Origin of the sequence: Candidatus Villigracilis vicinus (assembly GCF_016702885.1) — a bacterium.
In the GTDB taxonomy this organism is placed as follows: Bacteria; Chloroflexota; Anaerolineae; order Anaerolineales; family Villigracilaceae; genus Villigracilis; species Villigracilis vicinus.
Map to the genome: position 1 here is coordinate 136,788 of NZ_JADJDD010000005.1, position 20,532 is coordinate 157,319.

General features: G+C 52.0%; 18 protein-coding genes, 1 other RNA gene and 1 pseudogene. 11 read left to right on the top strand and 9 right to left on the bottom strand.

The genetic code is table 11. The features are described 5' to 3' along the window. Nucleotides 1–59 precede the first annotated feature (59 nt). Complete coding sequence (locus IPG80_RS05600) at nucleotides 60–1,331, top strand: serpin family protein (protein WP_345103605.1); 1,272 nt, start codon at nucleotides 60–62, stop codon at nucleotides 1,329–1,331. 41 nt (nucleotides 1,332–1,372) lie between these two features. Here IPG80_RS05600 and IPG80_RS05605 read toward each other — a convergent pair whose 3' ends face one another. Then, nucleotides 1,373–2,047, bottom strand: coding sequence for a hypothetical protein (locus tag IPG80_RS05605; protein ID WP_345103607.1), 675 nt, complete (start codon nucleotides 2,045–2,047; stop codon nucleotides 1,373–1,375). Next, nucleotides 2,044–2,523, bottom strand: a pseudogene (locus IPG80_RS05610) (CinA family protein); the annotation flags it as partial. The pseudogene IPG80_RS05610 and the gene IPG80_RS05605, both read right to left, overlap by 4 nt. Nucleotides 2,524–2,802: 279 nt before the next feature. Here IPG80_RS05610 and IPG80_RS05615 point away from each other — a divergent pair. Then, complete coding sequence (locus IPG80_RS05615) at nucleotides 2,803–4,866, top strand: protein kinase (RefSeq protein ID WP_345103609.1); 2,064 nt, start codon at nucleotides 2,803–2,805, stop codon at nucleotides 4,864–4,866. Nucleotides 4,867–4,911: 45 nt separating this feature from the next. Here IPG80_RS05615 and IPG80_RS05620 read toward each other — a convergent pair whose 3' ends face one another. Both IPG80_RS05620 and IPG80_RS05625 read right to left on the bottom strand, forming a co-directional pair. Further along, nucleotides 4,912–5,223, bottom strand: a complete 312-nt coding sequence (locus IPG80_RS05620; protein WP_345103611.1) for a DUF4190 domain-containing protein — start codon at nucleotides 5,221–5,223, stop codon at nucleotides 4,912–4,914. A gap of 57 nt (nucleotides 5,224–5,280) precedes the next feature. Further along, complete coding sequence (locus IPG80_RS05625; protein WP_345103614.1) at nucleotides 5,281–6,675, bottom strand: aminotransferase class III-fold pyridoxal phosphate-dependent enzyme; 1,395 nt, start codon at nucleotides 6,673–6,675, stop codon at nucleotides 5,281–5,283. A 20-nt stretch (nucleotides 6,676–6,695) separates the two neighbouring features. Between IPG80_RS05625 and IPG80_RS05630 the strand changes: the two genes are divergently transcribed. Beyond that, complete coding sequence (locus tag IPG80_RS05630) at nucleotides 6,696–7,268, top strand: adenylate kinase (protein WP_345103616.1); 573 nt, start codon at nucleotides 6,696–6,698, stop codon at nucleotides 7,266–7,268. Here IPG80_RS05630 and IPG80_RS05635 read toward each other — a convergent pair. Next, nucleotides 7,246–7,668, bottom strand: coding sequence for a hypothetical protein (locus IPG80_RS05635; protein ID WP_345103618.1), 423 nt, complete (start codon nucleotides 7,666–7,668; stop codon nucleotides 7,246–7,248). The two genes, IPG80_RS05630 and IPG80_RS05635, sit on opposite strands and share 23 nt — an antisense overlap. Nucleotides 7,669–7,707: 39 nt before the next feature. Here IPG80_RS05635 and IPG80_RS05640 point away from each other — a divergent pair, with 39 nt between their 5' ends. The 3 genes from IPG80_RS05640 to IPG80_RS05650 are packed head-to-tail and all read left to right on the top strand — an operon-like array spanning nucleotide 7,708 to nucleotide 9,854. Next, nucleotides 7,708–8,250, top strand: coding sequence for a DUF309 domain-containing protein (locus IPG80_RS05640; RefSeq protein WP_345103620.1), 543 nt, complete (start codon nucleotides 7,708–7,710; stop codon nucleotides 8,248–8,250). Nucleotides 8,251–8,303: 53 nt separating this feature from the next. Beyond that, complete coding sequence (gene fabL, locus IPG80_RS05645) at nucleotides 8,304–9,083, top strand: enoyl-[acyl-carrier-protein] reductase FabL (protein ID WP_345103622.1); 780 nt, start codon at nucleotides 8,304–8,306, stop codon at nucleotides 9,081–9,083. Nucleotides 9,084–9,098: 15 nt separating this feature from the next. Further along, entirely contained in the window at nucleotides 9,099–9,854 is a 756-nt protein-coding gene (locus IPG80_RS05650) for a site-2 protease family protein (protein WP_345103625.1), read from the top strand. A gap of 60 nt (nucleotides 9,855–9,914) precedes the next feature. On the opposite strand, the gene IPG80_RS05655 is transcribed toward IPG80_RS05650, so the two are convergent. The 4 genes from IPG80_RS05655 to IPG80_RS05670 all read right to left on the bottom strand — a co-directional run bounded on the left by IPG80_RS05655 (nucleotide 9,915) and on the right by IPG80_RS05670 (nucleotide 16,967). Continuing rightward, complete coding sequence (locus IPG80_RS05655; protein WP_345103628.1) at nucleotides 9,915–12,716, bottom strand: right-handed parallel beta-helix repeat-containing protein; 2,802 nt, start codon at nucleotides 12,714–12,716, stop codon at nucleotides 9,915–9,917. Between the two features lie 178 nt (nucleotides 12,717–12,894). After that, nucleotides 12,895–16,152, bottom strand: coding sequence for a GAF domain-containing protein (locus IPG80_RS05660; protein WP_345103630.1), 3,258 nt, complete (start codon nucleotides 16,150–16,152; stop codon nucleotides 12,895–12,897). A gap of 4 nt (nucleotides 16,153–16,156) precedes the next feature. After that, nucleotides 16,157–16,564 (bottom strand): ATP-binding protein, encoded by a 408-nt coding sequence (locus tag IPG80_RS05665; RefSeq protein WP_345103632.1) that lies wholly within the window; start codon nucleotides 16,562–16,564, stop codon nucleotides 16,157–16,159. Between the two features lie 67 nt (nucleotides 16,565–16,631). Beyond that, the gene (locus IPG80_RS05670) at nucleotides 16,632–16,967 is read right to left on the bottom strand and encodes an STAS domain-containing protein (RefSeq protein WP_345103635.1); all 336 of its coding nucleotides are present in this window, start codon (nucleotides 16,965–16,967) and stop codon (nucleotides 16,632–16,634) included. Between the two features lie 293 nt (nucleotides 16,968–17,260). Between IPG80_RS05670 and IPG80_RS05675 the strand changes: the two genes are divergently transcribed. From IPG80_RS05675 to IPG80_RS05695, 5 genes are all read left to right on the top strand, one after another. Next, the gene (locus IPG80_RS05675; RefSeq protein WP_345103638.1) at nucleotides 17,261–17,704 is read left to right on the top strand and encodes a response regulator; all 444 of its coding nucleotides are present in this window, start codon (nucleotides 17,261–17,263) and stop codon (nucleotides 17,702–17,704) included. 5 nt (nucleotides 17,705–17,709) lie between these two features. Beyond that, nucleotides 17,710–19,092: an HD domain-containing phosphohydrolase gene (locus IPG80_RS05680; RefSeq protein ID WP_345103641.1), complete on the top strand. Its 1,383-nt coding sequence runs from the start codon at nucleotides 17,710–17,712 to the stop codon at nucleotides 19,090–19,092. A 40-nt stretch (nucleotides 19,093–19,132) separates the two neighbouring features. Further along, nucleotides 19,133–19,231, top strand: an RNA gene (gene ffs, locus IPG80_RS05685) — signal recognition particle sRNA small type. Between the two features lie 32 nt (nucleotides 19,232–19,263). Next, entirely contained in the window at nucleotides 19,264–19,623 is a 360-nt protein-coding gene (locus IPG80_RS05690) for a hypothetical protein (RefSeq protein ID WP_345103644.1), read from the top strand. Next, nucleotides 19,620–20,513, top strand: coding sequence for a hypothetical protein (locus IPG80_RS05695; RefSeq protein WP_345103647.1), 894 nt, complete (start codon nucleotides 19,620–19,622; stop codon nucleotides 20,511–20,513). The genes IPG80_RS05690 and IPG80_RS05695 overlap by 4 nt, the downstream gene beginning before the upstream one ends. The last annotated feature ends 19 nt before the right edge of the window (nucleotides 20,514–20,532 follow it).

Genomic DNA, 20,532 nt, shown 5'->3' on the forward strand with positions numbered 1-20,532 from the left:
AATGGATACAATGGAAACAAATTACGGGCGGGCATCGTCTGCATGGAAAAGGAGACACCATGAATGCAATTCAACGTTCAACCATAGTACTCGCCCTCGTTGCGATCTTAATATCTGCTTGCGAAGGCGGCGTCACTGCCGGGTTGGCAGAATCGAACCGCTCGCGTGAAAAGAATCCGACCATAAGCGCATCAGACATGCAAACCCAGGTGGATGGAAATAACGCCTTCGCTCTGGACGTATATCATTCGCTTCGTTCCGAAGACGGGAATCTGATTCTTTCTCCGTTCAGTATCTCCCTCGCCTTAGCCATGACGTACGCCGGTGCCCGCGCTGAAACCGCATCCCAAATGGCTGATGTTTTGAATTTTTCTGCGCAAGAACAGACACACCCTGCTTTCAATGCATTAGATCTGGCGCTTGAAGAACCCTCCATTATGTTGGATAAAGACCAGGAACCCATGCAATTGAGCATTGCCAATTCCGTTTGGGCAGAGCAGACCTTTACCTTCCTCCCTGATTTTTTGGATACGCTCTCGCTTAATTACGGTGCCGGTATTCACCTATTGGACTTCATCAACAACCCAGACCCTTCACGAAAAGAGATCAACCAATGGGTCAGCGATGAGACAAAGGATAAAATCAACGATCTGCTGCCCGAAAATTCGGTCACAACCGATACAAAAATGGTTCTGGTTAATGCGATCTACTTCAAAGCTGATTGGCTCTCGCCCTTTGACGCCAATGATACTCGTGATGGAAATTTCACCCTGCTTGACGGTTCTCAAATCACGGTCCCCATGATGGGACAGCGGATGACCATTCCATACATGCTCGGAGATGGTTATACCGCTGCAGAATTACCCTATGCGGGCGAGTCTGCGGTGATGACCGTGCTCGTGCCAGATGAAGGTCGCTTTGAAGAGATCGAATCCCAGCTGGAAGATACTATGTTCCGCGAAGTTCTGAAAAAACTCACTCTCGCCGATGTGACCTTAAGCATTCCAAAATTCGAATACGAAAGCGACTTCAACCTTTCAGAAACTTTGGCAGGCATGGGCATGCCCCTCGCCTTCGATGCAAACCAAGCTGATTTCTCCGGCATGACCGACCAGCAAGATCTATACATCGGCAACATTATCCATAAAGCCTTTGTAGCAGTGGATGAAAAAGGAACTGAAGCTGCCGCAGCAACTGCCGTCATCATGGAGGGAGCAACTGCAATGATGCCCGATAACCTGCTGGTCATTGACCGCCCGTTCTTGTACTTTATTCGTGATGTAGAAACCGGTCAGATTTTGTTCATTGGGCGGGTGGTAAATCCGCAGTAAAACTATAGGCGGCAGTCACTTTGAAAGTGATTGCCGCCTCTTTATATTTTTATACCCTGCAACCAATCGGGAAGTTGATCAAAAAGCGTTTGCATCACTTCGTCCGTTCGCTCTTGGAATAACGGCAGGTTATCATACGCTTCCCCCGCCTTCTCATTCACCAAATCACTCACGCCGCGCAAGATCAACAAACGCGCGGCGTTTTTATTTGCAACCCATGCCAATGCCCCTGTCTCCCAATCGCCTGCGATCGCTCCCAATGATTTGAGGTAAGAAATCTGCGCCGGTTGAAGGTCACTGTCGGCAGAGGCGAGGGTTCCCCGCCGGGTAGGGTAAGGCAAAGGATCTGGCAACCAACTCAGGTCGAGAGCAGAGGCGTAGTATTCCATCACGTCGGGGTCGCCCATCAACTCGACAATGTCATAAATAAATGTCTTCTCAACCAGCACCACATCCCCCTGATCAATCACACCTTCAAAGCCGCCGCACGTGCCAAGGTTGACGATCAGGTCGGGCTGTTCATGGTCGATCACATATTGCATTGCCCCCGCCGAAGCCACCTTCCCCCAACCACTGTGAAATAATTTGAGGTTAAACCCTTTTAGGTTTAATTCTGCTGTCTCGCCATATGCCCCATGCTGAGGCACAAGGGCTGGAAATATCTTTTTGACAGACCTCCATTCGGCATTGGCAGAGATCATCACAACCGTCTTCATCCAAGCTTCCCTTCCAAATGATCAAGGATGAATTGCAGCGCGGCTTCGCTTGAAAGATATTTGTTGCGAACCCGGTCTCCATCCCAGACGAAGTGCCGCGCCTCTTCCCCGCTCGGAGTTGCCAGCCCAACCCAAACGGTTCCTACGGGTTTATCGGGCGTGCCGCCACCCGGACCGGCAATGCCACTCACGCTGACGGCAATATCTGCGCCTAATGCCTTACGTGCCCCTTGTGCCATTTCAATGACCGTTTCTTTTGAAACCGCACCTTTCCCATTTAATGTATCCCATGAGACGCCCAACAAGGAAGCCTTGGCCTCGTATGAATATGCGACAATGCCGCCCAAAAAGTAAGCCGACGAACCAGCCACATCTGTGATGCGACTGGCAACCAGCCCGCCCGTACAGGATTCAGCGGTGGCAAGCGTTAATGGATTTTTACTCAGGTGCCTGCCAATGAGCAATTCCAATGGGGTTGAAGGAGTGGGATTCATCGGGTTATTTTATCGCGATGGGATAATAAATTATAGGGAAATCCCCCTGCAAAAAAATCTTTTGAGAGTAACTAAACCTGAGGTGATGTGTCACCCTGAACGAAGTGAAGGGTCTCTGAGATAGCGTGAGATTCTTCGCCGCAAAGAGCAAGAGCGCGGCTCAGAATGACACTATACTTCTTGAGTACCACCTCGAGACTAGACACTTCCAACCTTTTTGAGACAAGGTTCCTGAAAAAGTCATCGGGTATAATCCGCCTCATGTCCACATGGAGCGGCAAGACCCTCGGCAAGGTACTCATCGGCGACCTCATTGCACGCGGAGGCATGGCAGAAGTCTATTACGGAACGCATTCCACGTTGCAGCGCGATGTGGCAGTAAAGATCATGCGCGACCACGTGGAGGAAGATCCCGAATCCCGGGCACGGTTCGATCGTGAAGCCCGTGTGGTCGCGAACCTCAGCCACCCCAACATCATTCAAATATTTGATTATGACTTGGTGGATGGACGTCCATGCATCGTGATGGAGCTTGTCTCCGGCTTATCACTGGCAAATTACCTGAAAGCCCTGCACAATCGCGGTGAAAGACTCCCGCATAAAACCATCGCCAGACTGCTCGCTCCCATTGCTTCGGCATTGGATTATGCCCATGAACGCAAACTCGTCCATAGGGATATCAAGCCAGCCAATATCCTGCTCCGCACAAAAAGCGGCGGCGTGGATCTGAACGCCACTCTGGATGACGATGTAGAGCCAGTACTGACCGATTTCGGGCTGGTGCGTATGCTCGATTCAAGCATTCAAACCTCAACTGGCACCGTCTCGGGAACCCCTTCTTACATGAGCCCCGAGCAAGCCCGAGGTGACAGGGTGGATCGCCGCACAGACCTGTATTCTCTGGGTGTTGTCCTTTACGAAATGCTGGCAGGCGTCGTTCCATTCGATGCTGAATCCTCGTTCGGTGTGTTGATGAAACACCTGAATGAACCACCCCCAACCATCTCCGGAATTTCTCCAGCGATGCAAGCAATGGTCAGTCGCGCACTCGCCAAAGACCCTGCCCATCGCTATGACTCTGCCAGTGAGATGATTGAAGAATTTTCCGCCATCCTTGAAGGGAGGGCGATTTCCAAAAAGACAGAACAAGTTCAAGATATCTTGAATGCTCCAGCCGAAACCGCCAAAATGGCAGCTATTCCAGCAGCAGCTTCACGTCTTCCGCTCTTCGCCGGGGGCGGCGCACTTCTTCTTGCGTTGATCGTCTTTGCAGCCATGTGGCTTTTCCGTTCGCGTGGACCTGCCCCAAAAGACCTCGACCCGAACCTGCCGGTAGGGTTCGTCAATTACGATGACTTTAACGGACTCCTGGACAAAGCGAGTATTACTATCAATGGGCTCCCCTTACCCGGGCCCGGCACTCGTTATGAAGTATGGTATCTGTCACAGGGCAAAGTCTTGAGAAGCGTTGGAACCGTAAATTTCAACGGCACAAGCGGGCAGTTGACTTACACAGACCCTGACGGGGTCAGTATGCTATCGCAGTTCGACCAAATCGATATCACGCTCGAGCCGGTTGACGATCCATATCCTGACGAACCCGAAAGTGAAGCCGTCGCTTCCTCAGTCTTCCCTCCACAAGCGCTTGTACATGTCCGACATCTGCTGGTTTCCATATCAAGCACACCTGATGGTGTAGCACTTATACAAGGATTATGGGATACAGCAGACACCGTCAATACCTCAACAATAGAACTTGAAGAAGCTTTCGATGAAGGGGATGAAAAGACCATGCGGGTAAAGACCGAAGAGATCATCAATCAATTAGTTGGTGATCAAAACCTCGACCTGTACCAAGATTGGGATGGCGACAGTGAAATAGCCGATCCTTCCGATGGATATGGGCTCCTTCTCAACGGCGACCCTGGAAGTAATATCGATCAGGGATATATTCCCCAGAGCATAGCCCATGCAGAGCTCGCTGCACAAACCCCAGACGCCACTGATAATATTTTGCAAAGAAGCGAAGAGGTCATAACCTGCACCAATAACATGGAAAACTGGGGCAGGCAGTTGCTAAAATTAACCCTGGGGTTACAAACCATGCCATTTGGGTCTGGAATGGAAGCGACCATCGCAGAGATCAGTGTACTCTCTGACCAGATGGTATTCGGGGAAGATAAGGATGGCAATAAACGCATCGACCCCATTCCCGGCGAAGGCGGCGCAGATTGCGCGTACCAACATGCCTATTTTATGGCAGATATGCCTTTGTTGCCCGGTTCGGAGCGTGTACCACTAGCCGTTCAAAAATCAACCCCTTAAAATAAAAAGGCTCCCGCATTTTGTGCGGGAGCCTTTTTGTTTTATTTACGGGGAAAACTGAAAGCCTTGACCCGTCATCCCTACATAAGCACCATAAGCAGCAGAAAGACAAGTAAGGAATAAGCCGACGCCGCCCAATGCCATACCCGCAATTGCGAGTGTTTTCTTTTCGGGGTTCTTCATTGCAAGGTACCCAAAAATGATACTTGCAATAGCAAGGGGTCCGCCACATATCGGCAAAAGTGAGGCACACAAACTCGTAATGCCAGTCATCAAGGATACGGCGGCAAAAACCGCTTCATTCCCCTTGGGAGCAGGGGCAGATGAAGGTTCGGGTGAAAAAGGCTGGGATTCCATGATTACATTCTCCTTTAAAGTTGTTTCCAAGATTTTACATCACCTATCCTGGATAGATTATCCATCCAAAGTCCTATCCGTGATCTTGAGTGCTTCGTCTAACACATCAAACCCTTCCTTCAGTTGCGCCTCGGTAATGATCAACGGTGGGATGATCAACACGGTATGCCAATGAGTGTATAAAAACAAACCGCGGTCGGTACAATATTTTCGCAGCGCCGTCATCTCAGGTGACGACCCGTTCCAGGGCGCCAACGGCTCCTTTGTTTTACGATCCTTTACCAGTTCGATGATACCAAATAGTCCAATGCTGCGGACCTCGCCAACCGATGGATGAGCTTCGCCCAGATCTGTCAGCATGCGCCTCAACACCGCCCCCATACCTGCCGCATGCTCCACAACCTTATCCTCCTTCATGGCTTGAATGTTCGCCACCGCTGCCGCCAGTGAAATGGGATGTGATGTGTACGTCAGCCCGCTTTCAAAAGCATGTTCATCGAACGCTGCCGCGATCTCTGGCTTCATCGCCACAGCTCCCAGCGGGGCATAGGCAGAGGTGAGCCCCTTTGCCATGGTGATGATATCCGGTACTACGTTCCAATTTTCAATGGCAAACCACTTCCCCGTCCGCCCGAAGCCGCTCATCACTTCGTCACAGATCATCACAATGCCGTATTTATCGCACAACTTGCGCACCCCTTGCATATATCCATCCGGCGGGATGATGATACCGTTCGTGCCGGTCACCGACTCCATCATGACTGCCGCAATGGACTCGGGACCTTCATAAAGAATGATCTCCTCCAGATGATTAACATAATCTTGCGCGAAGTCAGCTTCGGAGATATTAGGGTTGGTGCGGTGAAAGGTTGAACGGTAACGATATGGGTCAAGGAAATGCACCACACCCGTCATCAAATTCGGTTCCCACGCCACACGGCGCGGATCGCCTGTGGCAGCCATGGCTCCGGCAGATGCACCGTGATAGGAACGATACCGTGTGAGGATCTTATGACGCTTGGTATAGCCCCTTGCCAATTTGATGGCATTCTCATTCGCATCAGCACCGCCAAGGGTGAAAAGCACCTTACTTAACGCGCCATTTGGAGTGACCTGCGCCACTTCTCTGCTTGCCAGGGCGCGAATCTTTGTCGCCATGCCTGGCGCGGCATAGGGCAGCTCTGCAGCCTGCTCTTGCATGGCTTTGATGATACGCTCATCTCCATGACCGATATTGACACACATCGTCATCGAGTTGAAATCAAGGTATCGTTTTTCATCCACATCCCAAAAATACACACCCTTGGCACGCTTTACGGCAATCGGATTGACTTTGGCTTGAGCAGACCACGTCCAGAAGACGTGGTCTTTCGAGAGAGGAAGAATTTCATTATCGGGAAGATCGAACATGGAAAGTCCTTTGCAAGTTGGGTTTACAGAATCGGTATACATCAAATTATAATCCCCTGCCCATGAACCCATTCCCTTATAAACGCGTCGTTGTCATTGGAACCACCTCATCGGGCAAATCCACCCTGGCAAAACAACTTGCAGATCTTTTCGCCCTGGAATTCATCGAACTGGATGCACTTTTTTGGGAACCGAACTGGAAGGAAGCAGAAACCCCGGTATTTCGAGAACGTGTTGATCGTGCAGTTCAAGCGCAAGGTTGGGTGGCGGCTGGAAATTACAGCAAAGTACGCGACATTCTCTGGAGCCGCGCCGATGCCGTGATCTGGCTGGATTACCCCTTCCACATCGTGTTCTGGCGGCTGCTCACCCGCACCCTGCATCGCAGTATAACCCGTGAAGAACTATGGAATGGGAATCGAGAAAATTTTGCAAACCAACTCAAACTTTGGTCTGAAGATTCATTGATCCATTGGTTCTTCAAAAGTTATTGGCGAAGAAAAAGGGAGATCCCGATCTTGTTGGCAAACCCCGAATTTCAGCACCTCACATCATTGCACTTTCAGCACCCGCACCAGACTGAAAAATGGATCGAAAAGCTGCGCACAAAGATCACTGACCAAGACTCAAAATAAGGGTAAGCACAAGCGCACCTCCTGCCAGCAAACCAATACGGATCAGGTGACGGTGCAGCATACCGTCCACATCATCGCGCGGCGGTAGACGTTTAAGCCGTTGTTGAAATTCGGTCAGGTCCCAGGCGAAGAATGCAAAAGCGGCTCCGCTGAACATCCAATTCAAACCGAACTCGAACCAGACCCCATATGCGGCAAGAGAAACAGCAAGTAAAACTGCAAGCGCTGAGACCCACCTCCATCCACGCCAAAAAGCCACAAGCCAAAAGCCACCAAACACCACGATCCAACGCATTACATCCTCGTAACCGGTTACCCGGTATCCCAATGCAAATGAACCGGTAGAAATGATAATGCAGGTAATAAGCACAAAGATGAACAAAATTCCTCCGTTAAGCATTTTACCATCCGGCTTAAACCCGCATGATATACTCCCGCCATGCCCGTTGAGAACAAATCGATAAAATCTTCTGGAAGAACCACTGAGGAATGCCAGGGTCAATTGCATCCCAAAGCCATGGAAGGTTTGCATTTATTTAACGCCGGAAAGTTCTTTGAAGCACATGAAGAGTTTGAAACCGCATGGCGCGATGAGGCCGGCGCGATCCGCGACCTATATCAGGGGATCTTACAAGTGGCTGTCACCTACCTGCACATTACACGCGGGAATTATGACGGTGCGGTCAAGGTCTATGGACGCAGTTTGAAGTGGCTACATGGCTGGAGCGATATCTGTCGGGGGATCCATGTAAAGAAGATCAGGGATGACGCGGAAGTTGTCATGACGGAACTACAACGCCTGGGCAAGGCTGGGATCAACACGTTCGATCTTGCCCTCTTCAAGCCGATCCAATGGAATGAAAAACGGCTGTGGCGTTGTGATCGCTGTGGAAGTGAAATGTATGAGATGAACTGTAAAGTAAGCTGCCCCAACTGCGGCAACCGCTTCGACTGCTCTGACCTGAATTTGTATTTTGATTAAAAGCGAATCTCCGCTTTCATTATCAACTACTCCTAAATGTTATACTCATAAATATGTCCAACTCATCATTTACGAACAAGATCGCCCTCGTCACCGGGTCTGGTCGGGGAATTGGGAAAGCCATTGCCTTGCACTTCGCCAAAAATGGCGCAGATGTGGTTATTAATTTCTTTCGCAACCGTGCCCCTGCGGAAGAGACCGCCCTTGAAGTGGAAAAACTTGGCAGGCGTGCCTTGCTGGTCAAAGCAGATGTAGGCGATATGGACGATCTGAACCGTCTGTTCGATGAAGTGGAAAAGGAATTTGGCGGGCTGGATATTCTCATCCATAATGCGGCTTCGGGGTATAACCGCCCGGTCATGGAACAAAAGCCCAAAGGCTGGGACTGGACCATGAACATCAATGCCCGAGCACTGTTATTCGCCGCCCAACGAGCGGCACCTCTTATGGAAAAACGGGGTGGCGGAAGTATTGTCAGTATTTCGAGTGCCGGGTCGGTGCGTGTGCTGCCAGATTATGTCGTGGTCGGCGCAAGCAAAGCAGCAGTAGAATCCCTGACTCGCTATCTCGGCGTGGAACTGATCCGGCGTGGCATCCAGGTCAACGCGGTGTCACCCGGTGTGGTGGAGACAGAGGCGTTGCATCACTTCGCATCCATGGGCGGGCAGGAAAACATCCTCCAAAAATTTACGGAGATGGTACCTGCCGGTCGGCTCATTACGCCGGAAGATGTTGCCGAAGTGGTGGCATTTTTATGCTCTCCCGCTGCAGCAATGATCGTCGGGCAAACCATCGTCGTGGATGGCGGCTATACGTTGCCCATCCAACAGTAAAGAACAGGATCTTTTATGTTTCAATCTACTTCCCCAACCCGTTTCGACTTGCGTTTTTCCATCGCAGGGATTCCCATACGCGTCCACCCGTTGTTTTGGGTGATCGCCATTTTACTCGGCTCAAACTCGAACAACTTGCTGATGATCCTGGTTTGGATCGTGGTTGTTTTCGTTTCCATTCTTGTGCATGAACTGGGACATGCCTTTGCCTTCCGGCGCTTTGGGCAGCCTTCAAATATCCTACTGCATTTCTCCGGCGGGTTGACCATCCCCGAGTCTTTACCATGGGGCAGCGGATACGCCACGGTCAGCTTGACCCCGAACCAACATATCTTCGTCTCCCTTGCCGGACCCTTTGCCGGGTTTGCCCTCGCCGCACTTACCCTCGCTGTTGGCACTGCGCTAGGCGGGCAGATCATTTTATCCACCCTGCTGGGCTTCATTCCCTTTCCGATCGTGTTACTGCCTTATGGCAGCGGAATGTTAAACGAAGTATTCCTCACTTTTTTGTGGGTTAATGTTTTTTGGGGCATCGTCAACCTGCTGCCGGTCTTCCCATTGGATGGCGGTCATGTCACCCGATATGTCTTGATCCAAAGCGACCCGCGGAATGGGTTGCGCACTTCGTTGTGGGTATCCGTCGTCACCGGCGGCTTGCTTGCGGTGACTGGGCTGCTGGTCATGAATAGTATTTACATGGCATTTCTTTTTGGTCTGCTGGCATTCCAAAGTTACCAAATGCTGCAGGGTTTATCGGCAAGACGGTATTGATCTGCATTAAATCAAAAAAGGGACGGTCATCCAAACCGTCCCTTTTTTGATTCATACTGGCTATGGTATCGTCATTACAAAGATGCCTGAGAAGTTTACTGTAAGGGTGATGGAGCCGTCCACTTGCTGCACCCCAGAAGTTACAACACGCAGATCATCTGGGTCTTCCGGGTGTAATGGGAAGCTGGTGCCAGCCTCAAAGATCGGCAATTTCATCCAGCCGCCTTTCCCGCCATTCAGGGTGGGGTCCCAGAACAAAATGGAGGGTGTCCGACCGCGCACCGTTTTAGGAAGCGCAAAACTGATCGTAACAGTGCCATTCTGGTTAAGGATCGTATTGCCGGAAGCATCCGTCAAACTGACCCGCACACCACCCAAGAACTGGGTTCCAGCCCCCAATGCGCCCGGCAGGTCTTTAACAGTGACTTCGTTTAGACTGCTAAAGCCTTCATAAGGACAACCCACATTGACGAAAGTTCCATCGGATAGTTCGTGGACTGTGCTGCTGAATTGCGAGCAATCCTGTGCCACAGGTTGAACGGTCGGAGCGGGAACGATCTGCGGTTTCTTCGGCTCGGTCGGTTCTTGCACCTCAACCGGGCAGATGGTCGGCTCGCGCAGGTCAAGTAAATAATCACCCGTCCCGTTACCGCCAAAGACAGACGGGGCAACGAAGTTCAGGGTGCCTGCGGGTCCGGGCATTGCCAGAATGCCGTATTCGCCATTATTAGTGAACGTTCCAGCATCCACATTCACGATCACTTGAGTGGTGGCTTCGCTGGCACCACGGCAGTAGGCTGTTTGAGGGGTGTAGATCTCAACCCCGTTCACGCCATTTTGATCGGCAGTGACGTTGTTCAATTCCACTGTTGCACTGCTGATCACGATCAAGCCTGTTGTTGTGTTGTGGTTGAACGAACTGTCTGTGACAAAGACGTTACCGCCACTATAGGATTTCAACATAGCGCCGATATCTGTCAGATCATCATTGGCGGTTGTGGCAACACCATCATCGCCAAGAACAGATACGGTATCGAGATTAATATCGCCTTCGTTTGTACTGGCATAAATACCGTAGTACCCATTTTCCACAATTTCCCCGTCCAGAACGAACACATTTCCAAGCCCACTTGTGGAAAGATACATCCCTTTGGATTTATTGTAAGATGCTTCCACATCCGTCAGGTTCAGGTTGCCGTCTTGAGTGGAAGCCTGAATTCCAAAGGTTCCATTGCTATTGAAATGATCTGTACCCGGTACGGTGTTGGAAACAGAGATCGTGCCTGTATTTTTGGTACTCAAGACCGCTCCCGCGCCAAAGCGGTTGCCATCGGCGGTTACATCCACAAGGGTTATATTTCCACCATTGCTATGGGCATACAAACCGGGATCCTGTGGAAAATTGAAATGTACATTTTCATTGAAGGTGCTGTTTGTAACATTGATATTCCCTTGAGCTTCCACATAGGCGCCGTTGGTCCCGTTATAGGACGCCATCACGTTAAGCAGGGTTACAGTGCTGCCTGATTCAATATGCAGACCGGTCCAGGAATTTCCAGTAATATTACTTTCGCCAAAATTACTGTCAGAAACGTCGACTGCGCCGGTTCCTGCACTTGTATCCAACAATGCGCCAAAACTATTGGAGTTTGCGGTGACGTTGGTCAGGATCAGGCTGCCATCGGTGTACACATCCAAACCGTAGGCATTTACATTACCCGTGAATTCACTCTGGTCAATGTTGACGTTACCAGTGCCGTCTTTATCGGCGCTGGTAATAACCGCACCATCAAGTCCGTTATTATTTGCCTGGGTATTATCCATGTTTAGCCCGCCGCCCGATTCAACGGTCAAGCCAACAAAATCATTTCCATTGAAAGTATTACCCGTCAGGCTGGTGATCGTCACCAAACCGGTTCCAACACATAGCCCGGTCACACTGTCATATTGACAGGTATCCAAATAGGCGCCGGTTAGCAGGTTATTATCTGCCGAGACTGTATCCAATGAAATGGTTCCGCCGGAAGAAACCTGCAAACCATTGCCCTGGTTGCCATTAAATTGGCTGTCATCGATGTCAACATTCCCGGAGCTGACGATCATTGCACCATCACCATACCCCGAAGGGTTGACCATCGTATCGTTAACCGACACATTATCCAACGTGGTGCTGCCTGTGTTATCTACGAACAAACCATAGCCGCTATTATCAGTGGCAGAGATCACCAGGTTGTTGAGCGTAACATTCCCACCCCAGTTTAATATAGCCAGAGCCACATCTACATCAGAAACCCCGGTAATCGTGGTATTGTTGCCGCCGCTCCACCCGCCTCGAATGGTCAGGTTGCTGGCACCGATATTTGTCAACACAGAGCCGTTGAACAAGATCTGGGCATTGTCGTTCCCGTTATAGGTATCTTCAACCCAGATGATGCCATCGCCCGTATAAACAGGTGACCCTGAAACTGCGTCGGCAGCCAGGGCATCGATCAAATCGTCGAACGTTCCAAAGTTTGCTGTACAACCAGCATCACCCGGTGTGGCAGATGCAGGGCACCACATCGGGTCACTGGAGGCAATGATCACCGCAGCTTCTTCTGTAGCGAGCGGAACGACCTCCCCAGATTCATTGACCACGATCAGGTCTGTTCCTTCAGGCGCCTGTTCAAGAACTTCAGGAACAAAGACCGGCTCTTCTACGACGGCGTCCTCACCGGTTGGATCTGAAACGGGAGCACTATCGCCAGAAGGCTCAGATGTGTCCCCATCGTCTGCATAAACAACAGACGGGCCGACAGCGCCTGCAATTAACGCGGTAATAACCGCCATTAATAATAGGAAAAAATGGGATTTATCTTTCATATTGCTTCTCCAATGTGAATTTCAACGAGTTAAATGACCCGATATTGAACATCTACATCATAGAAGCCAAGTGCAAAATCGTCAATTTTAGAGGGCTCAAAACGGCTAACATTTTTGTAAGCCCCCTCCCTTACACAGCAACATCATGGTCGCCGTATAAATTACGAACACAATCGCATTATCCCACCTTGCGGATCGCCATCATCGTCAGGTCATCTGCCAGCGGCAGCGGGTCGATAAAATCATTCAGGCAATCTTCAATGGATCGAATGACCTCCTCAGCAGTGCCAGCCGGTAAGGATGCCATCACATCCAACAGACGCACTTCACCGAACAGATCCCCACTCGGTGAGAACGCCTCGGTCAATCCATCGGTATAAAGCAGGAGCGTATCCCCCAACGCAATGGTCAGGGTACGTTCTTCCATGACAGGCTGCTCCATCACCCCCAAGGCAATAGATGTTCTTGTCAGCTTTTCCAAACTTCCATCATTCTTCACCCAGAACGGCGGGTTATGCCCCGCATTGACATAAGTGAACGTCCCCAACGCCAGATCCAGCTCACCATACACTGCGGTCACGAACATTCCCTGCTGGGTATCTGGCAAAAGAAAATCGTTCACTCGCCGCAGCGCCGCAGCAGGGGATGCCGTTTCCAGCACAGCGGCGCGCATGAGCGTGCGCGTCAACGCCATGAACAACGCAGCCGGCATGCCCTTATCCGCCACGTCTGCAATGAAAATACCCAGCTTGTGGTTCGGCAGTTCGATCACATCGTAAAAATCACCGCCCACTTGCCGGGCTGTGCGCCAGCGTGCCGCGATCTGCCAGTTGGGATGGGTCGGTAAAACGCTCGGGATGAAGGTCTGCTGAATTTGGCGTGCCAGTTGCACTTCCGTTTCGAGGCGCTCGCGCACCACCATCTCCTGCTGCAACAGGTCGCTCTGTATTGCCATCGCCGCCTGCTGTGAAATGCCATTGATGATCTCAAGCCGCCGCATACGAAAGCGACGCGCATTCTCATCCTCTTCGATCAACATCACTCCGAAGATATCGCTCTTGATGGAAAGCGGGACGGCGATCAATAAACGTTCCGCATTAACAACATCCGCTTCACTCCACACCTCAGGCTGGATCTCGAACCAATCTTTCGGCTGCGCCTGCGCCTTAAGCGGATGCGTTACCAGCGTATTCTGCTCCAGCGCCCAAACAATGAACGGAAAATCTGCCAGCGGCAGAGTCTTCTCCGTCATAATGGCTTCCTCTTCTTCTGAGAAACCATATTCCTGCGATGCCTGCAACGCCTGATACTGATGGTCGAGTCGGTACAGGATCACGCGCTTGACACCAACAAGGATCGGCATGATACGGATGATGGAGCCAAGTATTTCATCCAGATCGCTTAAACTGACGACTGCCTGTGCAACTTGCAACAAAGCCGCTGAGGCATATGCCTGCTCCTGTGCCGCGTCGAACAGGCGGGTATTTTCGATCGATACCGCCGCATAGTTCGCGAACGTACTTGCAATGGCACGGGCTTCATGCCCATAGCGCCCGGGAGAGTGATGCGCCAACGTCAGAATACCCAACGGACGGTCACCCACTCGCAACGGCGCAACAATGGAAGAATAATCGGGAGAAAAACCTGCAGTGATGCCAGCCGGACCCATGGGGTCACCGGGTCGGCGAATAATGGGCGTCTCTGACTCCAACGCATCTGCCATAACGTATGTTGACTCAGGATTGGCAAGACAGGTATTCTCAAGCTGGTTTCCATCCATACCATGCACGGCAGAAAGACACAACTCACCGTCTTGCAGCAGCCAGATGGCAGAAGTATCCACCGGCAGGTTGCGGTCCAATTCACCGAGGATCATCTCGAGTACTTCATCCACACCGGCATTGCTGGAGACCAAGCCTGCCACATCCCGCAGACTATCCCCCACCTGACGCCGCCATTGCTCGGAACGATATAAGTCGGCATTGCGGATCGCCGCCGCCATGGTATCTGCCACGGCTTCGAACATGATACGGTCATCTTCCGTGAAGGCATTCAATTTATCCGATTGAATATCCAGCAAACCAACCACGCGCTCGGCAAAGATCAATGGCACGCATAATTCTGATTTGGTATTCCGGGGTGGCAGCGGCGAATCGACATAGCGTTTATCTTTGGAAACATCATTGGCGATCACAGTGACGCCATTCCGCGCCACCCAAGGCATGATGCCCTGCTCTTCATCCAAAGGAATCGTGAAGCCTTCGAGTTTTTTACTGCGCTTGCCGCTGCCCGCTTCATACATGATCATGCGGCGGTTGGGGTGAACGGTGAAAAGCGAAACATGCGGGTACCCAAATTTTTCATGGATCAATGTGGCAGCGTCGCGCATGAGTTGAGAGAGGTCAAGAGTGGAAGTGACGCTTTTACTGACTTCGGAAACCAGGGTCAATTGAGTGGCGCGGCGGCTCAGGTCACTATAAAGGCGGGCACCTTCAACGGCACGTGCCACGTTATCAGCAAGTGCGCGCAAAATGAGCAGGTCAATGGGATGGAAGGCTCTCGGCTGGTTGCTCTGCACATCCAACGCGCCGAGAATGTGGTCTTCGATCTTTAGCGGGATGACCACTTCAGAGCGGGTTTCGGGCAGGCTATCGATGAAACGGTAACGCGGGTCGGCTTGAACATCGTCACAGACGATCTCGGTTCCGGTTTTGGCAGCTTCACCGATCAAACCCTGACCAATCTCCACTTCCAATGCAATGGAGGCTTTGCGCTTGCCTTTGCGCGGCGCGACGGCACTGGCGCGGAAATGCAAGGCATGGTCACTCGGCTCAAGTGTAAAAAAGGCGACGTAATAAAAGTTGAAGGTGTTCTGAATGAGTTTGGTGACCCGCGCGGCGAGTTCGTTCACATCCAACACGTTGGCGATCTGTGAGCTGACTTCGCGCACGAGATTAAGCTGGCGCAAGCGGAACTGTTCCACTTCGGCGCGGTGTGAGGCGAAGAGGTTAACGGAAACGATCTGCCCCAAGCCCTGGAGCAGGTTTAATTCGTCGCTTGAAAATTCGGGTCCTTTGGGGCGGGTGACTTGAAGCGCTCCCAGCGTGATCCCCTGATCCTCGAGCGGGACAGCGGCAAAGGCTGAGGTAGAAGCGCTGGTTTTCTTCTTACTGATATTTTTTGCGAGTTTCCCGGTTTTGACAGCACGCTTCATGCCTTCGAGCGCGGGCTGGGTCGGGAAAAGATGCCCGTCTTCCCAATCGGGCAGGCGAAAAATACCTTCTTTTAACCAGACATCCACCTGCCCACCGATCAGACGATTCGCAAGGTTAATGATCCGGTCGCGCTGCGCGCTGAGAGAGTCTTCGCTCCGCAGCTGTTCACCCAGGCTGGCGAGTTGAAGCCAGTCCCAGGAGGATCGGGTTGCGGCGCACATGGAGTTATTCTCTCCGTTTTTTCATGGTGAGCAGGTTGCCCGATTTGGAAGATTCGTAACTCACACTGTCCATTAACTTTCGCATCAGGTAAACGCCCAAGCCACCGATCTGTCGTTCAGATAGATCTGCCTTGAGGTTGGGTTCTTTCACGGTGGTGGGGTTGAATGATCTTCCAGTATCGTGCATGGTGATGACGATCTGGTCCCCCTGCATGTCGCAGGTCATCGCCAATGAGGCATTAGACACGCCTTCGTAGGCATGCTCAATGATGTTGGAAGCGGCTTCGTCGGCGGCGAGCTGGAGGGAGTAGATGGTTTTATCTGAAAAACCGCCCTCACGCGCAACATCGGCAACCGCATCACGGATCTCGTCCAGAAATTCAAACCTGGCTGGAAAGGTATAAGCTGGCATAAAGAAAATGATATGCCGCCTCCTGTATTCAAGAGACGGCATTCCAAGGTCTGATTGGAGCCTTTTGTTAGAAACTTCCCACGGCGGCGACGGTATCGTCGAAGGTCTTGAAGAGTTCAGTGAACCCTGCAAGTTCGAGGGCTTCGCGAATGCGATCTGGGACATGCACGAGCACCACCTCGCCGCGATTGTAGCGCTTGCAGTTGCGCTGGGCGGCAAGCAGGGCGCGGAAACCGGCACTGGACATATATTCCAACCCGCTCATATCGAGGGCAAGTTTGAAACGTCCGTTATCGTTGGCGGTCTCAAGCGCTTTTGCAAATTGGGGAGCCGTTGCGCTGTCAACCCGTCCTTTTACTGCGATCAGATCACAATGCTTGAATTCTTGTGTGGTGATTTCCATAATTTCTCCTCCGGGCGGGGTTTCGATAATTGATGAACGGCAAAATTATATCACGACCATTGAGCGAGGTTACAGGATTCACCAACATGGACGCTATCCCGCCAAGGTTTGTACTGAGCAATCTCAAAGTAAAGATGATGAGTAATATATTTTTCAAAACCAAAATTAAATTATGGAATTTACAAGTTTGTTAGGAGAACTTCCCTTAAATGCCCAATCATCCACCTACAAACACCTATGCCCGATGCGACTAAATCGTTTACAATATGGGCGTTATTATTAGGAGAGCTATCATGTCAGGCGAACCGACACTCGTGATGCTGATCGAAGATAATGTGGACCATGCCGAGCTTGTCATCCGAACGATGGAAAACAACCCCATCCCCACACGGATACAACACCTCACTGACGGGGAAACAGCTTTGGATTATCTACTGCGCCGCAACAATTTCAGCGAACCTTCCAGCAGCCCACGCCCACACATCATCCTTTTAGACCTGCGCCTCCCCCGTGTAGATGGGCTTGAAGTCCTGCGCATCATCAAAGAAGAAGAGGAACTCCGCAGCATCCCAGTCGTCATCCTCACCACCTCGGAAGCCGAAAAAGACATGACCCATGCCTACGGGAATTATGTCAACAGCTATCTCGTCAAACCGGTGGGGTTCGAAGATTTCAGCAACCTGATGAAAGACCTGGGCGTCTATTGGTTGGGTTGGAACAAACAACTCCGCGCTTAACTCCTATGCCCAGCGACACCATTCATATTTTACTGGTTGAAGATGAAGACCCCCATGCGGAGTTGATCCAACGCGCCTTCGAAGATCAGGAAACCGAATTCCAGATCCACCGTGTGCGCTCGCTCAGTGAAGCCCGCGAAAAAATAAAACAGCGCGAACCCAGACTCATCATCGCCGATTGGCGCCTGCCCGATGGCGAAAGCCTGGAACTGCTGCCCAATCATCGCGACCCCCTCGCCACCCCCATCATCCTCATGACCAGTTACGGCAACGAACGCATCGCCGTGGAAGCGCTCAAATCAGGCGCACTCGACTACGTCGTCAAATCCCCAGAGTCGATGCTGGACATGCCGCACCTCGCCCGCAAAGCGCTCGACCAATGGAAATCCCGCGCCGACCGCATCCACATGCAGGAAGCGCTTCTGGAAAGCGAAGCGCACTTCCGCCTGCTTGCCGAGAACGCCAGCGACATGATCGCCCGCCTCACCATAACCGGGCAGATGTTCTACGTCTCCCCGGCATGCAAGACCATCCTTGGCTACCTGCCCGAAGATATGTTCGGCTTCAAAATATTCGACTTGATCCACGAAGAAGATAGTCCCGCTGTAAAAGGACTGTTCCAACAAAACCCGGGTGACGCCCCATACACCATCACCTACCGCGCCAAACACAAGCACGGGCATTACGTCTGGCTGGAAACCTCTGCACGCGCCATCATCGACCACGACACCAACAGCGTCATTGAGATCCAATCCACCTCACGCGATATCACCGAACGCAAAAAAGCCGAAGAAGCCCTGCAGCTCGCCCACGACCAGTTACGCGACGCCTACGAACGCACCATCGAAGGCTGGGTGCGCGCGCTCGACCTGCGCGACCGTGAAACAGAAGGACACACCCAGCGCGTCACTGAGATCACCCTCAAAGTGGCAAAACAGCTTGGGTTCAGCGAAGAAGAACTCTCCCACATCCGGCGAGGCGCGCTTCTGCACGATATGGGCAAGATCGCCATCCCCGATGAGATCCTGCAAAAGCCGGGTCCGCTTAACGAAACCGAATGGGAAAAAATGCGTCAGCATCCCAACTACGCCTACGACATGCTTTCCCCCATCGCCTACCTGCGCCCCGCATTGGATATCCCCTACTATCATCACGAACGCTGGGATGGCAGCGGCTACCCGCACGGCTTGAAAGGCGATCAAATTCCGCGGGTTGCGCGCCTCTTCGCCATCGTCGACGTTTGGGATGCACTGCGCAGCGACAGACCCTACCGAAAACAACTGCCGCGTGAACAGGTCATCGAATACCTGCGCGAAAAATCCAACATCCTGTTCGAACCCAAGTTGGTCGATCTATTCCTCGCATTTGTCGAATCACATAATCTTTGATTTGACACGCCCCCCTTCATCGGGTATGCTTGCGGCGTCCGGGCAGGCCCGGCGCGGCGAAGCCTTTCGAACCCCGCCAGGATCGAAAGATAGCAACGGTAAGGAAGAGTCTTCGGGTGCCGCCGGTTCCCTGCCCGGATATTTGTTTAACTCCATACTATAATTCTCCACATGCCTTCCACAAAAATCATCTTGATCGTCCTGGCGCTTGCACTTGGTGCCGGTCTTGGGCTCGTCTACGGTTGGGTCATTGACCCGGTCGAATACACCGATGTAACTCCCGACGTTCTGCGTGAAGATTACAGAGTGGACTATGTACTCATGACCGCAGAAGCTTATCAAAACGATTTCGATGCCGAAGCCGCCGCACGTCGTATTGCACTGCTTGGCAGCGCCCCACCCGCCGAGATTGTTTCTTCTGCACTGGAATATGCCAGCCTCAACGGCTTCACGCAAGCGGAGATCCTCTCTCTGCAAACCCTGCTAACCGCCATGCAAACCTATCAGCCCAATGCGGATGCAAACCCATGAGGCAGCTTCCGCAAAACTCCATCCTTTATCTCATTCTTGCGCTTCTTGCCGGGTTTGGGCTGGGTCTGGCATACGCCTGGCTGCTCGCCCCGGTCACCTATGTGGATGCGCACCCCGCACTTCTGCGTGCAGACTTCAAAGATCAATACCGCATCGCCATCGCCGCTTCCTACGCCGCCAACAAAGACCTGCCCCGCGCCCAAGCCCGCCTCAGCCTGCTCGGCGACATAGATCCGGTCAGCGAACTCAGCGCACTCGCACAACGTATGCTCGCTGAAGGCGAATCCTTCGAGAAAGCCCGCCCCCTCGCGCAACTTGCCACCGACCTTCAACGAGGTAGTGTCAGCGAACCGTTCACATCCACCCCATACCCAACTTTCAACACCCCAGACGTCCCCCTGCCAACCACAGTGGTGGAAACCATTCAACCGAATGAACCGATCGAAGAAGCCACCCCACTTTCCCCGCCAACCGTCTTCTTTGAACAAACACCACTGACCCCTCTCGCTCAAGTAACAGTGACCGCACGCCCCACTTTTACACCCACCCCTGGTCCTGGCGCGCCCTTCATCCTCACCAGCCAGGAAACAGTCTGCGACCCCGGCATGGCGAAGGTCATGCAATTCAACTTGTTGAATTCACGCCGAGACCCGATCTCCGGTGCCGAGATCGTCGTAACCTGGGACCAGGGCGAAGACCGCTTCTTTACCGGGCTCAAGCCTGAATTGGGAGATGGATACGCCGACTTCCTCATGGAGGCGGATACGGTATACAACATCCGCATCGTTACGGGCGGCGCATTCGTTCCCGATGTCAGCGCCCCCACCTGCACAGATGCAAATGGAGCGAGTTACCCCGGCGGTATCTTACTCACGTTCCAACAACCCTAGTCGATGCAACCAAACCTGT

Coding starts and splice junctions, on each gene's coding strand:
- IPG80_RS05600 (WP_345103605.1), top strand. CDS start 60: ATGAATGCAATTCAACGTTCAACCATAGTACTCGCCCTCGTTGCGATC.
- IPG80_RS05675 (WP_345103638.1), top strand. CDS start 17,261: ATGTCAGGCGAACCGACACTCGTGATGCTGATCGAAGATAATGTGGAC.
- IPG80_RS05690 (WP_345103644.1), top strand. CDS start 19,264: ATGCCTTCCACAAAAATCATCTTGATCGTCCTGGCGCTTGCACTTGGT.
- IPG80_RS05620 (WP_345103611.1), bottom strand. CDS start 5,223: ATGGAATCCCAGCCTTTTTCACCCGAACCTTCATCTGCCCCTGCTCCC.
- IPG80_RS05660 (WP_345103630.1), bottom strand. CDS start 16,152: ATGTGCGCCGCAACCCGATCCTCCTGGGACTGGCTTCAACTCGCCAGC.
- IPG80_RS05665 (WP_345103632.1), bottom strand. CDS start 16,564: ATGCCAGCTTATACCTTTCCAGCCAGGTTTGAATTTCTGGACGAGATC.
- IPG80_RS05695 (WP_345103647.1), top strand. CDS start 19,620: ATGAGGCAGCTTCCGCAAAACTCCATCCTTTATCTCATTCTTGCGCTT.
- IPG80_RS05635 (WP_345103618.1), bottom strand. CDS start 7,668: ATGCTTAACGGAGGAATTTTGTTCATCTTTGTGCTTATTACCTGCATT.
- IPG80_RS05615 (WP_345103609.1), top strand. CDS start 2,803: ATGTCCACATGGAGCGGCAAGACCCTCGGCAAGGTACTCATCGGCGAC.
- IPG80_RS05640 (WP_345103620.1), top strand. CDS start 7,708: ATGCCCGTTGAGAACAAATCGATAAAATCTTCTGGAAGAACCACTGAG.
- IPG80_RS05655 (WP_345103628.1), bottom strand. CDS start 12,716: ATGAAAGATAAATCCCATTTTTTCCTATTATTAATGGCGGTTATTACC.
- fabL (WP_345103622.1), top strand. CDS start 8,304: ATGTCCAACTCATCATTTACGAACAAGATCGCCCTCGTCACCGGGTCT.
- IPG80_RS05630 (WP_345103616.1), top strand. CDS start 6,696: ATGAACCCATTCCCTTATAAACGCGTCGTTGTCATTGGAACCACCTCA.
- IPG80_RS05650 (WP_345103625.1), top strand. CDS start 9,099: ATGTTTCAATCTACTTCCCCAACCCGTTTCGACTTGCGTTTTTCCATC.
- IPG80_RS05670 (WP_345103635.1), bottom strand. CDS start 16,967: ATGGAAATCACCACACAAGAATTCAAGCATTGTGATCTGATCGCAGTA.
- IPG80_RS05605 (WP_345103607.1), bottom strand. CDS start 2,047: ATGAAGACGGTTGTGATGATCTCTGCCAATGCCGAATGGAGGTCTGTC.
- IPG80_RS05625 (WP_345103614.1), bottom strand. CDS start 6,675: ATGTATACCGATTCTGTAAACCCAACTTGCAAAGGACTTTCCATGTTC.
- IPG80_RS05680 (WP_345103641.1), top strand. CDS start 17,710: ATGCCCAGCGACACCATTCATATTTTACTGGTTGAAGATGAAGACCCC.